Origin of the sequence: Desulfobaculum sp. SPO524 (genome assembly GCF_044987625.1) — a bacterium.
In the GTDB taxonomy this organism is placed as follows: Bacteria; Desulfobacterota; Desulfovibrionia; order Desulfovibrionales; family Desulfovibrionaceae; genus Desulfobaculum.
The window spans coordinates 471684-486837 of record NZ_JBJDSB010000001.1; the positions used below are offsets into that span (position 1 = coordinate 471684).

Annotated in this window: 10 protein-coding genes; 4 read left to right on the top strand and 6 right to left on the bottom strand. The window is 65.7% G+C overall.

The window, feature by feature from the left end:
- Positions 1–12 precede the first annotated feature (12 nt).
- The 4 genes from ACI3L3_RS01990 to ACI3L3_RS02005 are packed head-to-tail and all read left to right on the top strand — an operon-like array spanning position 13 to position 6174.
- Complete coding sequence (locus ACI3L3_RS01990) at positions 13–2661, top strand: hypothetical protein (RefSeq protein ID WP_404843416.1); 2649 nt, start codon at positions 13–15, stop codon at positions 2659–2661.
- Entirely contained in the window at positions 2658–3947 is a 1290-nt protein-coding gene (locus ACI3L3_RS01995) for an oligosaccharide flippase family protein (RefSeq protein ID WP_404843417.1), read from the top strand. The genes ACI3L3_RS01990 and ACI3L3_RS01995 overlap by 4 nt, the downstream gene beginning before the upstream one ends.
- A complete protein-coding gene (locus tag ACI3L3_RS02000; protein WP_404843418.1) occupies positions 3920–5056 on the top strand; it encodes a glycosyltransferase family 4 protein in 1137 nt (378 codons plus the stop codon). The genes ACI3L3_RS01995 and ACI3L3_RS02000 overlap by 28 nt, the downstream gene beginning before the upstream one ends.
- Positions 5053–6174 (top strand): glycosyltransferase, encoded by a 1122-nt coding sequence (locus ACI3L3_RS02005; RefSeq protein ID WP_404843419.1) that lies wholly within the window; start codon positions 5053–5055, stop codon positions 6172–6174. Before ACI3L3_RS02000 ends, ACI3L3_RS02005 begins: the two co-directional genes overlap by 4 nt.
- 109 nt (positions 6175–6283) lie before the next feature.
- Here ACI3L3_RS02005 and ACI3L3_RS02010 read toward each other — a convergent pair whose 3' ends face one another.
- From ACI3L3_RS02010 to ACI3L3_RS02035, 6 genes are all read right to left on the bottom strand, one after another.
- The gene (locus ACI3L3_RS02010; protein ID WP_404843420.1) at positions 6284–8434 is read right to left on the bottom strand and encodes a hypothetical protein; all 2151 of its coding nucleotides are present in this window, start codon (positions 8432–8434) and stop codon (positions 6284–6286) included.
- 408 nt (positions 8435–8842) lie between these two features.
- Positions 8843–9193: a DUF2304 domain-containing protein gene (locus tag ACI3L3_RS02015; RefSeq protein ID WP_404843421.1), complete on the bottom strand. Its 351-nt coding sequence runs from the start codon at positions 9191–9193 to the stop codon at positions 8843–8845.
- On the bottom strand, positions 9190–9924 hold the full coding sequence (locus tag ACI3L3_RS02020) for a glycosyltransferase family 2 protein (RefSeq protein ID WP_404843422.1): 735 nt from the start codon (positions 9922–9924) through the stop codon (positions 9190–9192). The genes ACI3L3_RS02015 and ACI3L3_RS02020 overlap by 4 nt, the downstream gene beginning before the upstream one ends.
- Entirely contained in the window at positions 9921–11987 is a 2067-nt protein-coding gene (locus tag ACI3L3_RS02025) for a hypothetical protein (protein ID WP_404843423.1), read from the bottom strand. The genes ACI3L3_RS02020 and ACI3L3_RS02025 overlap by 4 nt, the downstream gene beginning before the upstream one ends.
- On the bottom strand, positions 11963–13969 hold the full coding sequence (locus ACI3L3_RS02030; protein ID WP_404843424.1) for an STT3 domain-containing protein: 2007 nt from the start codon (positions 13967–13969) through the stop codon (positions 11963–11965). The genes ACI3L3_RS02025 and ACI3L3_RS02030 overlap by 25 nt, the downstream gene beginning before the upstream one ends.
- The gene (locus ACI3L3_RS02035) at positions 13966–15150 is read right to left on the bottom strand and encodes a glycosyltransferase (protein ID WP_404843425.1); all 1185 of its coding nucleotides are present in this window, start codon (positions 15148–15150) and stop codon (positions 13966–13968) included. The genes ACI3L3_RS02030 and ACI3L3_RS02035 overlap by 4 nt, the downstream gene beginning before the upstream one ends.
- Positions 15151–15154 lie beyond the last annotated feature (4 nt).

The following is a 15154-nucleotide window of genomic DNA, read 5'->3' on the forward strand; positions in this document are numbered from 1 at the left end:
CCGGAGCAGCACATGCGCCTCGCCCTCGTCACGGTTCTCGCCCTTGTTCTTGCCGCATGCGCCGCGCCCGCACGCGCCGAGACATGCGCCGCCAACGCCGCCACGTGGCGATTCACCCTTGAGGAGGACCACACAGCCCTCGTCCGCGCGCGCATCACGCCCTGCACCATCCAGCGCGACGTGGTGCGCGACTCCCGTATTCTCACCAGCGCCCCCCGCACCATTATCAATGGACAGCGCGGCCAATTCCCCACGTGGCGCATAAGCCTCAAGGACGACCCCGCCCCCGTGGCGCGGCTTCCCTATCTTGCCGTCACATGGACCTCCAACGGCGCGCAGGCTTTGCCCAGCATTCAACTGCGCGCCCGCCTGCACGGGGCGCAGGACACCGCGCCCATTACCCTCGTGTATGAAAACGAACTGGACACCACACAAAAGCCGACGCGACGCGTGAGCATCGTCCCCGCCACCCTCGGCAAAAAGGACACGCTCTATCTGGTGCGCCGGGAGCTGGGACTTGGCGCATCCGGCGGCTGGCGGCGCACGTTTGACGGCCAGCATATGGTTCTGCAAGGGCGCGTGGACATTCCCGTCACCGACGGCGGCCTGCTGCGCCTGCGCTCCCCGCGCGGGGAGGAGCCCAAGTCCATCCAGTTTTCCCTGAACACCAACGCCGCCCCGGGGCGCGATGTGTTCCTCTACTCCGACGAGGTCACGCGGCAGGACACCACCATCGGCGACAGCACCGTCACCACGCTGAACCTGCGCCCCGCCCTGCGGGCGCGGCACCTGCGGCCACAGCGCGTCACCGTCATGGAGGTTCTGCTCTTCTATCCGGCGGATTCCCCGGCGGCGCGCTCCAGCGCCGAGCGCACGCTGTCCTTCCATGCCATGGACCTGAGCGGGCAGCGTCGGGAGGTGACGGCGCAATTTCTGCCCCACGGCGTCGCCAGTACCACCATGCTCATTGACCTGCGCCACGCCCTTGGCACCAGTACGTCGCCGTATGCGACCCTGCGGCACCTGTTGCTGACCGTGCGCCCCGCCCCGTCGCAGGCCATCACCGTCACGGGCATCCGTCTGCTGGACCTCACGCCCGCACAAATTCCCGCACTGGACAAAACCATCGGCGACGCCGTGCAGACATGGGCCGAAGCGCCCCGCGCCGCGTCCCCCTTCCTGCGTTCGGTGTCCATGCCCGTCCAAAGCATCTTTTCCCTGACGGACGACGAAATATGGCGCGCGCAGTACCTGCGAAAGGAGCGCCCCGCGGCCACGTTGTGGCGCCTTGGCCTGTGGCCGGAAGCCCCGATCCCAGCAGCCGTCAATGCCACGGCGACGGACGGCTCCGCCGCTCTGCTGGACCTGCCGCCACACTTCACCGCCCTAACCGGCGATATGGCGCAAAAGGCCATCACGACGCTGACCACCATCCCGGAGGATGGCCTCCCCATCCCCGCCGGGACAACAGCGCTCCTGACGCCGCTTCTCATGACCGAAAGCGCGGACTCACCCGTCCCCCTTGGCGCGCGCGAATGGTGGACGCGGCAGGAGACGCTGGTCATGCCCCACCACACGCATGCACGGGTGGCCCGGCAGGAGAACGGGGCACTGCTGGTTACGGCGGACATGGTCCCACCAACCAGCGTCCGCTTTACCGCGCCGCAGGTCACGGCGCTGCGCTGGGACACACTCCACGCCCCACTTGCGCCCTATCCCTCGCGCATCACCCTCAACCTGCCGGACGGAGGCAGCCGCACCCTTGCCCCGGGCGAAACCTTCTCCCTGAAGGACACGGCCCCGCACATGCGCGGCGGCTCCCCCCTTACTGTGGACGTCAGTTACCTTGGCGCCGAGCCATTTTTCGGCATTACGCCGCCGCGCGTTGAGCTGTATGGCGTACGGAGCCACACCCCAAAAACCCTTGCGGCGCAGCTCCTGCACGTTGAGGGCGCAACGGCGACTCCGGGGCTACCGTTAAGCAAAACATGGAACGGCGGCTGGGCGGATGCGGCGCAGATGCACCTTGCCGCCGGTGAAACCGCCATCACCCTGCGCCCGCATCCGCTCTTTGCCGTGGACGCGGTGGAAATCATCACCCAAACGCCGCCCCACCTGCGCCGCAGCCCCATTGACGAACACGCCGGGCAAAGGCGCGCCGGGCTCCCCTTCATCAGTACGGATGTTCTTATCCTCGCCATGGCAGGCCTTGCGATGTATGCGCTCTTTAAAACCGGCAGGTTTGGCCTTGGCGCGCCCGTCAGCGCCCTGCGCGGCGTCCGCCGCGCCTTTCTGCGGCGCTCCGCGCCGACGAGATGCGCCATCGCGGGGCTGCTCATTGCCGGGGGCAGCGGCGTGCATATCGCTCAGCAGGGACCAAACGCCACCGCCACGCTCTTTTCCGGCGGCGGGGCCGCCATATTGCTCGCCATGGCGGGCGCGGCGCTCACCCGGCGCTTTGCCCCGGACATTGCCGCCCATCCGGCGCGCCGCGCCCTTGCCGCCGCAGGGCTGGCCCTCCTCGGCATCATCCTCTGCCGCGCCGCAGGATTCCTCCCCGGCGCGGAAATGCTTGCCTTCGCCCTCTTTTACCTACTGGCGCTGGCCGGATGGCGCACGCGCGGCATGTTCGCGCCACAGCCCCATGAGGACGCATCATGAGCGCGCCGCCTAAAACCGCCCTCTTGGCCCAATGGGGCGCGGCTGGATACGTCGGCGTCGTCTCCATGGGCCTCAGCTTTGTGCTGGGGCGGCTTCTGGGACCACAGGGCTTTGGAGACTACTCCGCCCTGCTCACCCTTGGCGCGCTGTTCGCCATTGTGCAGGACGGCGGCTTCAAGACCCTGCTCTACCGAGAAGGCGCGCGGCCAAGCCCGGATATCGCCGCCAGCCTGCCGGAGCTTCAGGGACGGGCCACACGGCATGTCGTCCTTGTCACCGTGCTTGGCGCGGCGCTGTGCCTGCCCACGCCCGCGCCCTACGGCTGGCACGCGGCTGTGGCCCTTGTCTGCCTGAGCCTGCAAACGACCTGTGTGTTCGTCTCCGCCTCCTTGCGCGCCAAGGGCGATTTTCACGCCGACGCCGTGTGGCAAAGCGCCTACCGCACCGCCAGCGCCGTGGGCATTGTCGGCGTTCTCCTGCTTGGGGCCTCCGGCGCGCCGTGGCTGGTCTTTGCCGGGTGGGGGCTGGGGCTTGCGCCGATGCTTGTCATGATGCGGCGTCACCTTGGGCCACGGCACCTTGGGCGGCAGCGCACTGGCCGCCGCATGCGGCGCAGTCTGTTCACCGCGTGTGTGGCCTTTATGGCCGTGGACGCCGCAACCGCCATCTACTACCGCTGCGATATTTTGCTGCTGCGCCACCTTGGTTCCGGCGCGGCGGAAACCGGCCAGTACGCCGCAGCCTACCGTTTTCTGGACGGCATCATCCTGCTGGCCGCGCCCGTGGGAGTAGTGTGTTTTCGCACCCTACGCCAGTGCATGGACGCGCCGCGCGCCTTTCTTCGCCTGCTGGCCGGGGTCAGCCTTGCCCTTGCGGGCGCGGGCGGCATTCTGCTGGCCCTTGGCGTGCCCCTTGCCGCCCCCCTTGTGCGCCTGACCTTTGGCCCGGGCTACGACGAAGCCGCGCGGCTTCTGCCCCTGCTTCTCGCCGCGCTGCTGTTCATCCTGCCGTCCGGACTGTTGACGCAGGCCGCCATCGCTCTGAACATCGAACGCTTTTACGCCGCATGCGCCGCCGGCGCGGCCATCATGAACATCGCGCTGAATATCCTTCTCATCCCGGACCTTGGCGCGCACGGCGCCGCCTATGCCACCATCGCCACGGAAGCCGCGCTCATGACGGCGCTTCTTGGCGGGCTGGCCCGGCGCCTGCGCCGCATCGCCGCCACGCACCACGCCTCATCCCACAAGGACGCATCATGCCCAGACCACAACGCATCGTCGTAAATGCCATCCCCCTGTGCAACATCGCCACGGGCATCAGCCGCTACCTGCGGAGCCTGTACACAGAGCTGGAGCGCCAATACTCCGGCAAAGCGGAGTTCCTGTACTTTGACGGCGAGGCACTGCGCCGCACCATGCCCGCAGGCCCGCAGAACCTGCGTAGCTGGTCGCGCCTCGCGGATGTGTTCTGGCGACTGCCCCCGCGCGTGGCCTACGCCATACGCCTTGCCCTGCACGCACGGCGGGCGCGGCGATTCCGGCGTTTGACCGAGGGCTGCGCGCTGTACCACGAGGCCGCGTTCTTTCCCTTTGCCACGGCAGCGGGCTGCGCCACCGCCTTCACGGTGCAGGACATGTCCCTCGCCCGCTTTCCCGAGCATCACCCGCGCGAGCGCGTGCTGTATTTCAACAAACACTTTGCCAAGAGCCTTGACGGCGTTGACGCGTTTTTATCCATCAGTCAGTTCACCAAGGACGAGCTGACCGCCCTGACGGACGTCCCCGCCGAGCGCGTACGGGTGACGCCGCTTGCCCCCGACACCTCGCTTTTTTTTCCGCGTCCGGACTCCGCCCACACGGCCCTGCGGACCCGCTACGGCCTGCCGGAGCGCTTCGCCCTCTTTGTGGGCAGTGGCGACCCGCGCAAGAATATGCAGGTCATCCCAAGGGCCCTTGCCGCCGCCGGTCTCTCCCTGCCCCTTGTGGTCGCCGGGTGGGACGGCTGGCAGGACAGCCCTCCCGGCGGCGTTATCCCCCTCGGCTACATTGACGACGAAACCCTCGCCACAGCCTACAGCGCCGCCACCATGACCGTTCTGCCCAGCACCTACGAGGGCTTTGGGCTGCCGGTTCTTGAGGCCATGGCCTGCGGATGCCCGGTCATCACCACGCGCTCTGCCAGCCTGCCCGAAGTCGGGGGAGACGCCGCCGTGTATTTTGACCCGCCAGACAACGCGGCGGGCCTTGGCGAGGCCATGGGGCGCATCGCGGAGGACACCGCCCACCGGAAACTTCTCATTGAGGCCGGGTATGACCGTGCGGCGCAGTTTACTTGGGAGCGCACCGCCCGCCTCACGTGGGACGGCTTCACCGCAGCCTTGGAGCAATCATGACCGCGCCACTCATCCTGCACGACTTTTTCAGCTTTCCCGGCGGCGGGGAGCGCGTGGCCCTGTTCATGGCCCGCCACTTCGCGGCCCGCGTCGTCACCGGGCATGTGGACGTCCGCCCCTTTCCCGTTGACGCTTTTGAAGGCATCCCCATCACCAATCTGGACGCCTTTCGCGCCGCGCCGCTGCTGGCGCGCCTCTCCCAAACCGCGGCGCTGCGCAAAGCCTTTTGCGACCTGCCGCAGCAAGACGCGCCCTGGGGCATCTTCACCGGCACGGTCAGCCTCTTTGCCCATGCCAGCGTCAGCGGACGCAAAATTTTGTACTGCCACACCCCGCCGCGCATCCTCTTTGACCTGCGCCGCGAAACCCTTGCCGCCACCCCTGCGTGGCAGCGCCCGGCCATGCGGGCCTTCATGCGTTGGTTCAAGGGGGTCTACACCGACGCCCTCGGCGCCATGGACGTTGTGCTGGCCAACTCCGAAAATGTCCGCCAGCGCCTGCTGCACTACCTTGGGCAGGACGCCCACGTGGTGCACCCGCCGTGTATGACGCGCGCCTTTCCGTGGCGGGGGCAGGATGACTACTATCTGTCCTGCGCGCGGCTTGACGGCCTCAAACGCGTGGACCGCATCGTCACCGCCTTTCTCGGCATGCCGGAGAGGCGCCTCGTGGTGGCCTCCGGCGGCCCGGAGGAAGCCCGCCTGCGCGCCCTTGCCGCAGATGCGCCCAATATCAGCTTTACCGGATGGATTGACGAACCGGCGCTTGTTGACCTCATGGGCCGCGCCATCGCCACCATCTACATCCCCCGCGACGAAGACTTCGGCATGTCGCCGGTTGAGTCTATGGCCGCAGGCAAACCCGTCATCGGCGTGGACGAAGGCGGCCTGCGGGAAACCGTCGTCCACGGCGAGACCGGCATCCTCCTGCCGCCGGACCCGTCGCCCACAGCCATTGCCGAAGCCGTCTCCTCCCTGACACCAGAGCGCGCCCGCGCCATGCGTCCGGCCTGCACCACGCGCGCGCAGGACTTCAGCGAAGACGCCTTCCTCCACCGCCTCAGCGCCGCTGCTTTTGATAGTGCGCCCCGCAACTCGCCAGACGGCGCGCCAGCCTAAGCGCCTGCCCTGCCTCCAGCGCCCCCGCCAGCACATCCCAATGCACAAAAGAAGGCCGCCCGGCATATGCCGGGCGGCCTGTTTCAGGTTACGGATTGGTCCGAGTCAGCTACTTCTTCATGCGCCGGCGCACCAGGAATGCGGCAGGAGCGATAAGCAGCAGCAGGAACTCGATGCTCCATGCAGCGGCCGGGTTGAACACGCAGCCACCGTCGCTGTCACTATCGGAGGACGTGGAGCTGGACGTGGTACCGGACACGAAGCCACTCGGGTCAGTGATAGTCGCTGTAGATGTGTCCGCATCATACACACCATTGTTTGCAATGGTGAAGTACAACGTATAATCGAAGGCCTGATTCAGGGAGAAATTGGCCGGGATGAAGTACGAAGGCGTACCTTCGAACGACAGCCAATACTGTCCCTCTGCCAGGGTCGATGTACCGGGGTTGTAGGTGAAGGCCTTGGTGCTGTTCGCGGTCTGGGCAGCGGAACCTCCGCTTATCGCATCGCGTGCGGCCGTATACAGCTTGGTGTAGGTGCCAAGCGTGTTGGGCGTCTTGCCGTGGACCTGTGCACCGTCAATGGTGCGCTCGAAGATCGTCAACTCGCCAGCTGCAGGAGTACCAGACAAGGCTGCCACGAAGGAGGTCAGATTGGTTACCGCCTGCCCACTGCTCAGGCCGAACTGGCTCACCAGATCATCAGAACTCTTGTTGAGCACAGCACTGGCGTCGCTAGGAATGTTGCTAATGTCCACAGCCGTTGGGACATTCACCTCCACACCGGAAGCCAACGTGCCGAAGCTGCTTAAGATCGTGTTGACGTCGGCAGTGGAGGTCGCCGTTGCGGGCGGCACCACAAAGCCGAGGTCCGTCATGATCTGCAGGCCGAGAGTCCTGTCGCCTGCCGCGCCATACGCCGTGGTGGAGTTGGAAGTCCCGGCCGCGACCCAAATCCCTGCGACCACATCGCCGACCTTACGGCCGAGGAAGTGGGCAAAGTAGTTGTCGTCGGAGTCGAGCAGGGTCGCGTTACCATGGGTCACGCCGCCAAGGCTGCTGGATGTTGCAACGCTCCAGGTCATCTCGTCCATGTCCGCCATGGACAGGTCGGCGCCTTCGTTGTCACCAAAGGTGGCGTTAAAGCCCACGAAGGTGGCGTTACCGTCGGTCACTTCGCTGTCCTTGAGCAGGAACTTACCAATACGGCCCTGCGCGGTGGCGTTGGTCGCACTGGAGAAGCCCTGGCCGATACCGACGAAGGTCTTGGAGTCGTCATCAAAGTCCGTGGAAGCCAGCACAGAGGCATCCTTCAGCGCGATGGCGTACAGGAGTTGATTGGTGGAATCCAGAGCAAATCCGGACAGAATCTTGCCGTTCTTGCTCAGGTTCGCCTTTGTGAACAGCTTGATTTCCTCAGTGCCAGTGGTGGTCACCTCAACATACCCGTCGGAAACGGTGCTGTTGAACGAGGTTTCCGTCGTCACCGCGGAACCGGTAGTTTCGCTGGTGTCAAACTTGTACAGCTTACAAGCGCCATCATCGAAGGTCAGCGAGCCAAGGTAGGCTACGCCATCACCCGCGCCATCACCATCAGCGCCGTACGCGTAGTAGTACCACGTGGAGGAGCCGAAGGTTGTGTTGTTGGTGATGGTCTGGTTCTGGAACAGCACACCCATGGACGGACCGTCCAGGAACGCCGTTGCCGTGCAATCGATGGGCGAACGGCCAAGGCCCGCGAACAGGCTCTGGTCTTCGTTGGTGATGAAGTAATAGTTGAAGTAGTCGGTGGTGTTGTCCACGCTCTGGGTGGCGTTTGCCAGCCGTACGACGCCGTCAAGGCCCTTATACGCGCTGTTGCCGTCCCAGTTGTCGTCGGTCAGGTTGCCTGGGTCGTCGGAGAAGGCAACCTCGTCGCCAAACCACTTCGTTGCGTTTTCGGCAAAGTCCACAGCGCCAGCGGAGGTGTCCGTAAAGGACGTCCCGGCAAAGTTCCATACCGTTACGTCGGATACGGAGCTGTTACCAAGGCCGTTGGTCTGGGTTGTGGAGACGGGATTGTCGTTCGGGGCGAGGGACTCGATGTCCGGCCCCCAGAAGACAGAGGGCGTGGACGTCGCGTTTCCTTCAGCCGTGAACTGAATGCCCGTAAAGGTCCAGTTCGTGCCGTTCAGTATGGACGGGGGTACCCCCGCAAGTGCGGCACTGGCCATCGTGATGAAGCTCACAGTGAGCAGCCATGCCAACCATTTTTTCCTCATTGCCACCTCTCCTTTGCGTGTTGAATTCTTGGCTTTGAGAACAGAGCCAAACCATTCAATTTGATTGCAAAACTCTCCACCTGATGCCATACCCCTCACAGCTAGTGGTGCAACGGCCAACCTAAACCAACCTCTACCCTACACATAACGCATACAATATCGAACTTTTCACAGTGCTTCAACACACTCTGCAACATTTAACCGCCACTCACTGCATTTTTTTCTTTTTTCACCTCGTATACCATCAACATCACAGCACATTACTGCATTACACTAAAACCCTTACACTTTTCTCAACCACCCATCACAACATGTTCAAATGCCTGCACAAATCATTTCACCCGCCACGCAAGAAAAAAGGCGCCTCTTTCAAGGCGCCTCACCAAGATTCAGTGCGTCCACTACCGGTTAGTTTCCATCGCCCTCGCCCTGCCGTCCGCCCTCCAGCAGTGCCAGTTGCTGGGTCAGGCGACGTAGGGCGCGCTCCTGCCGCGAGCGGTCGATATCCATGACGAGGCACTTCACCCCCAGCAGTATGAGCGCAAGGAGCAGCACAAGGGTCGGTGGGTACGAGACGCCTAGGGCGTGGGCCACGCGGTCCGCAAACTGGGGCACCATGGCAAAGAGCACCACGCCCCCCGCCGCCGCCAGCCACTGCAAGGAGTAGCGCGTATGGAGCCTGTCGCGCCCCACAAGAAGCAGCACACACACCGCAAACCCAATGCCGATAAGCGCCGTGGTCAGCTGATAGCTCATCATGACCGGGACCTCCCTTTGACCTTGGAAACCATTTCGCGAACCCGGCCACCATAGGTCGTCCGGGTCAGAGCAAGAACAAGACTCAGCGCCATATACACGACAATAACGCGCCACGTGCCAAACACGCGGGAGTGGCCGTTCACGCGCGGGCACATGCGCACCTTGCGCTCCACTATCCGGCACCCCGAGCGTTGCAAAAGCAGCAGCACCCCAACGTCCTGATAGTCAAGAAGCGTTGCCTCGGGCGAGGCCAGCAGTTTCACCGCGCGCGGACCATAGCCGCGAAAGCCCGAGGTCACATCGCGAATGCGCAGCCCGCTCACCTTGCGGAACAGGCTCCACGCAATGCGCCGCAACAGGCTCCCCCGCTCCACGCATGCGCCAATGACCACATCCGCCCCGCCGGAACGCAGAAGCTCCAAAACAAGGGGCATGTCCTGCGCTTCGTGCTGGCCGTCGGCGTCCATGGTCACCACATGGGAATACCCATGACGGACGGCGTAGCGCATGCCGGTTTGCACAGCGCCCCACGCGCCAAGGTTGAGGGGAAGCCGCACCACTCCGGCGCCGGCGGCCCGCGCCTCGGCGCCAGTGGCGTCAAGGCTGGCGTCATCCACCACCAAGATGTCCACATCGGGAAATCCCTCCCGTATGGCGCGTACCACCTGCCCCACGCTGCCCTGTTCATTGTGGGCAGGGATGACCACAAGCTCGCGAGGCGTCTGCGTCATGACCGCTCCTCCCGCACCAGCCACACCCCGCCGCGTCCGGGACGGACGTTAAGGGGCGTAAACCACTCCCGCACCGTCTCCGGGCGGTACAGCAGGCGAAAGCCCACACTGTCGAACAAGCTGGCGCGAATGAAATAGACAATCCCTTCATCATGATAGACCACGCAGGCCGGGCCGGGATGCGGCGTCCGCGCCACGTCCACGCGGCCTGCGCGCACGTCCACCACATGCCCGATGCGCAGCGTGCCCTGCCCCTCGCGCCGCGCCACGCCAGTTGCCCGGTCTATGTGCAGGCCATGGCGGGGCAGCCGGTCAATGACGAAGCCGCGCGCCGCGCGCGCCTGCCGCGTGCCAAGGCGCTCCCACCAGTAGGCGGTGTCCACCATGGCCCGGTGCAGATACACCGCCACCGGCGGCGCTTTGGGGAAAAACAGGTCCCGCGCCTGAGGCGTCCAGTCCAGCCCACGCTGGCGAAAGACATCCGCAGCGCCCGCAGGGTCGAGAAGCACCCGCTCCGCAAGGGCAACACCGCGTCCGGCACGCCCCGCCACCTCGTCGGCAATATCAAGCACCCCTTCACCCCGTGCCGCCACAAAGCGCATCCACCGCGCGGCCAACCGGGGCTGACGCACCGCCAAGGGGTAGGCCACCGCAAACGTCAGCCGCGGACTGGTGCGGCCACCGTCACTCATGGTCATAAGACCCGAGGCGTACTGCACCATGTAGCCACTGTCCCACCAATTCCACACCTGCACCGTCTCCGGCAGATGGGTGCGCATGGACTCGGCCAGCGCCACGTCCTGCGCGGTGAGTGCAGGCGACACCCACTGCGTGGCGCTGCGCACCAGCCCCGGCGCCAGCAGGGCCACAAAGCCGCAGGCAAACAGCGCCTCGCGCAGGCCCGGCACATGGGCAAATTGCGCCATCCGAAACAGCGACGCCGCGCGCACCGCAAGCACGCCGTACCCAAGAGCCAAAACCGGCGTAGCAAAGATGAAAAATCGTGCGGACACAGCGCTGCCGCAGGCCAGCACCGCGCAGGGGAGCAGACACACGGCAAACAGCGGACGCTGCACCAGCACCACCACACAGCCCGCCGCCGCCAAAACCAACGCGCCCCAACTGCCCATCAGCGCCGCGCCCATGCCGCGCACGTCCACGCCGCCAAGCTCCTGTACCGAACGCGTCACCGAGGCAAATCCAGCCCCCTCGCGCCCCAGGACAAGGCGCACATGCTCCGCCACACGCACCAAAACGTCCGGCCCGGACGACACCACCCCAGCCACATACAGCGCCACAAACCCGGCGCAGGCGGTGACCGCGGCGGCCAACGTCAGCTTGACGCCACGCTCAAAGCTATGCGCCGGATGCGGAAAGGTCAGCGCGTAGGCCACAACCACCAGCGCCAGCACCGACGGCCACGCTTCCCACCACAGGGCCAGCACCACCGCATCACACACCAGCGCGGCGGCCCAGCCCCAGCGCCCGCGTCCGGGGGTTGTCACAAAACCATGCAGGAACAGCCCCGCGCCAAGGACAAGGGCCGGATTCAGGCAATCCGTGTCAAAGAACCCCGGCCCGGCGCGGATCATCCAAAACCCCGCCGCAAAGCTGGCAAAGGACGCCACAAGACCTATCCACAGGTTCCCCAGCATCCCCCCAGCGCCCAGCAATGCGGCCACAAGGGAAACGCCAAGCACAGCGGGCATCCAGTAGGCAACGGTCTCCCACGACGCGCCGCTTGCGCGCTGCACCAGCACGGTGGCGTCCGCCAAAAGCGGCGGCGGAGATGGGCGGCGCACGCCGCGCAGGGCGTCCACAGGGGCGTAGCGCCCTTCGGCCCGCTCCCGCGCAAGGCGCAAAAAATAGTAGCCGTCCAGATTGCGCAAAAGCGGGCGGCCCTGCTCCACGTAGTTGGCGCTGTCGTTGGCCATACGCCAATGCTGGGCGTAGCCCACGGCAAGCGCGTACACGGCCAAAACCGCGCACCCAAGGAGCAGAAGCGGACGGCTCTCGTCGCTCACGGCGCCCTGCCGCGTCAGAATTCCTGCTTCACCCGCCATACGCCACCAAACCGGGAATCATACGCCAGCGGCTGAAAGCCCCGTGTCCTATCCGGGGCCGCCAACAGCAGGCGGTAGAGGGTGCTCTCCAACATGGCGCCATCCACCAACACAAAATGGGGCAGCGCCTCAAGATCCACCAGCGCAGGCGCGCCCGACGCGTCATAGCGCCGCACGCCAACGCCCCGCCGCCCGGCATGCACCACGGCGGAAAGCTCACTGCTCACATCCAGCCCGCTCACGCGCCCACTGGCCGTCAGGACTTGATGCCCGGCCTTGGAGAGCTGCGTGAACCGGGCCTTCTCCCCCGCGCCTCCGGCCACGTCCCACGTGCCGAAGTAGCCAATCCACGGCGTACGTTCGAGGATGCTCATGGGCAAATAGACCACAACATCCGCCGCCGGGAACAGATAGTCGCGCATGTCCGCGTCATCCGGCAGGCCGTAGGCGGCAAGCACGGCGCCAACATCGGCGTCCTGCGCAAAGACCTCGCGCAGCAGGGCCACAGCGCGCGCCGGCGTGCCCACGCGGCCCTCCAAAGTTCCCAGCGCCCCCGGACCATGCGCCGTGAAAAAGCGCATCACCCGCGCCGCGCGCACGGGGTCACGGTCCATAAGCGCCCATCCGGCGGTAAAAGTCCGCAGCGGGTCCTGACTGCCGCCGTCAAAATACACAGGGCGCTTTGAAAAATAGCGCAGCATGTAGCCATAATCCCACCACGACCACACCACCGCCGAACGCGGCGACGCCTTGGCGATAAACGACGCCAGCACGGCCTCTGGCCCGGCAAACACTGGCGGCGAGGCGCTGCGTACAGCCACGGAAACCGGCCCGGCGGCAACCGCCACGGCAAGGACAAGAGAAGCCGCCTGCGCCGCGCGCTGAAACCGGCCGGCCCCGTGCGCGGCCTGCCACGCCTCGGCCACAAGCGCCCCGCACCCCAGCCCAATGAGGGGCGCGACAAACAGCATAAACCGTGCGGACACGGCGGATATGGCGGCAAGCCCCGCCACAGGCAGCAAAAACAAGCACGCGCCCCCGCGCCGCCACACAGCGCACCCCAGCCCAAGGATGCCCGCGACCATGGTCAGCCAGCCCCCACCGGCGTAGGTGACAAACTCCCCAAGCTCCGGCGGCTTCAACTCGCCAATGGAGACGGACACAGCGGGGTACACGCCGCCCTCCTGCCGCATCACCAACCGGATATGGTTCACCGCGTCCTCAAGGGAGCGCACCAGCCACTGGGGAAACGGCTCCAGCCCCCACACCGCCAGCGTCAGGGCCACGAGAGCCACACCGCCGCCAACAGCCAGCTTCACCGCGCGTTCCCCGCGCGTCGGCGTCCACGGCAGGGACGCGGCATAGGTCACGGCCAGCAGGCCGACACACGCCGCCGTCCCGGCCCGCCACCACCAGCCAAACAGCGCCAGCACCACGCCAAGTACGGCCAGCCACACCACGCGCCGCCGCCCGGTACTGCGTACAAAGCGCAGCAGCAGCCAACTGCCAAAGAGGACAAAGAAGACGTTCAAGCAGTCCGTATCTACATACCCAACACCGGCGCGCACATGCCAATACGGCACGCTCATGCCCACCACCGCCGCCACCAGCGCGGCAAAAATATTCCGCGTCAGGGCCCGGCCCCACAGCACGAGCGCAGCGCCGGTCAGCACGCCGCACAGCGGCGGCACAACGCTGGCCACAAGCGCCAGCGGCGCGCCAGTCACCCGCGCGCCATAAGCCGTCAGCACTGAAACCAAGGGCTCACCCAACGCTGACGCGCCATGCGCCACCGCCCGCGCCCGCTCCAGATAAAAATAGCCGTCCGTGGCGTGCAACAGCGGCGCGCCCTCGAAGCGAAACAGCGCATGCGTGCTCAAAAACAGCCAGTCGTCCACATACCCGGCAATGCCAAGAATAATGGCGAGCACGCAGGCCGCGGCCCACCACATGCGCCGCGCCCCCGGCGACCCTCTCCTCATGCCTCCTCCTCTGCGCGCTGAACCCATTCCCGCCCAAGAGCGTCGTAGTACACATCGTCCATGGCCTTTTGCACCGCCACAATGTGGAACTGCTCCACAAAGCGCTTGCGCGCCCGCTCGCCCATCCGTTGCCGCTCCTCGGGGTGGGCCATCATCCAGCGCAGCGCTTCGGACAGCGCGGCCGGATCGCCGGGCGGCACCACCAGCCCTGTTTCGCCATGCTTGTTCACCCAGTTCACACCGGAACCGGGGATGGCTGTCGTCACCAGTGGACGGGCGTGTGCCATGGCCTCCAAAAGCACCACCCCAAAGGCCTCGGTCCGCTCAATGGACGGCAGACAAAACACGTCGCACATGGCAAAGAGCTTGCGCAGTTCCACCTCGTCCACGTGTCCGGGGGCGGAGACCCGGCACGGCACGTCATATTGCTCCACAAGGCGAGAGACGGCCTCGTGGCGCGGACCGCTACCTGCGATAACAAGGCGCGCCTCGGGCACGTCCACCATGGCGCGCACCAAATGCTCATAGCCTTTATAATAGGCAAATCGCCCTACGGAAAAGATCATGGGCCGCGGCTCCTCACCGGGCACGGTGCGGCCGGCATTTGCGGTGGGGCCAAGGGCCGCGCCCACACGCTCCGGCGACAGGCCAAGGGGCACCACGCGGCACTTGTGCCGCACGCCGCGCAGGGCGTCGCTGGAGTCCAAATACGGCTGGGACGTCGCCACCACCACATCCGCGCGGCGCAGGAGAGCACGCTCAAAAATCCTATACAGCGGATACAGCACGCGCAGGCCCACATCAAAGCCAGAGGGGACAACATCGGCGTGCCAGTGCACCACCACGGGCCGCCCCTTCAGCCCCAGCAGCAGCCAAAAGGCCGAAACATTGGGCATATGCACATGCACCACGTCGGGCCGGATGCGGCGCAGGGTCCGCCACAAGGCCCAGCCAAATCCCGGTGCCACGGGCGCATAGACCAGCTGCCCATAGCTGCGCACCCGGCGCACGCGCACCCCGCGCTCCATAACCATCCGCCCCACTCCCGGCTCCTTGCCTGCGTGCACAAGCACCGTCACGTCATGGCCGGAGCGCGCCTGCTCCCGCGCAAGGTCCGCGACGAAGTTTTCAATGCCACCCGGACGCGGCGGATAATACTTGCCTATGTGCACAATGCGCATGACG

Excerpts from the sequence above, each read along its gene's own strand:
- ACI3L3_RS01990 (WP_404843416.1), top strand. The coding sequence starts at position 13 with ATGCGCCTCGCCCTCGTCACGGTTCTCGCCCTTGTTCTTGCCGCATGC.
- ACI3L3_RS01995 (WP_404843417.1), top strand. The coding sequence starts at position 2,658 with ATGAGCGCGCCGCCTAAAACCGCCCTCTTGGCCCAATGGGGCGCGGCT.
- ACI3L3_RS02000 (WP_404843418.1), top strand. The coding sequence starts at position 3,920 with ATGCCCAGACCACAACGCATCGTCGTAAATGCCATCCCCCTGTGCAAC.
- ACI3L3_RS02005 (WP_404843419.1), top strand. The coding sequence starts at position 5,053 with ATGACCGCGCCACTCATCCTGCACGACTTTTTCAGCTTTCCCGGCGGC.
- ACI3L3_RS02010 (WP_404843420.1), bottom strand. The coding sequence starts at position 8,434 with ATGAGGAAAAAATGGTTGGCATGGCTGCTCACTGTGAGCTTCATCACG.
- ACI3L3_RS02015 (WP_404843421.1), bottom strand. The coding sequence starts at position 9,193 with ATGATGAGCTATCAGCTGACCACGGCGCTTATCGGCATTGGGTTTGCG.
- ACI3L3_RS02020 (WP_404843422.1), bottom strand. The coding sequence starts at position 9,924 with ATGACGCAGACGCCTCGCGAGCTTGTGGTCATCCCTGCCCACAATGAA.
- ACI3L3_RS02025 (WP_404843423.1), bottom strand. The coding sequence starts at position 11,987 with ATGGCGGGTGAAGCAGGAATTCTGACGCGGCAGGGCGCCGTGAGCGAC.
- ACI3L3_RS02030 (WP_404843424.1), bottom strand. The coding sequence starts at position 13,969 with ATGAGGAGAGGGTCGCCGGGGGCGCGGCGCATGTGGTGGGCCGCGGCC.
- ACI3L3_RS02035 (WP_404843425.1), bottom strand. The coding sequence starts at position 15,150 with ATGCGCATTGTGCACATAGGCAAGTATTATCCGCCGCGTCCGGGTGGC.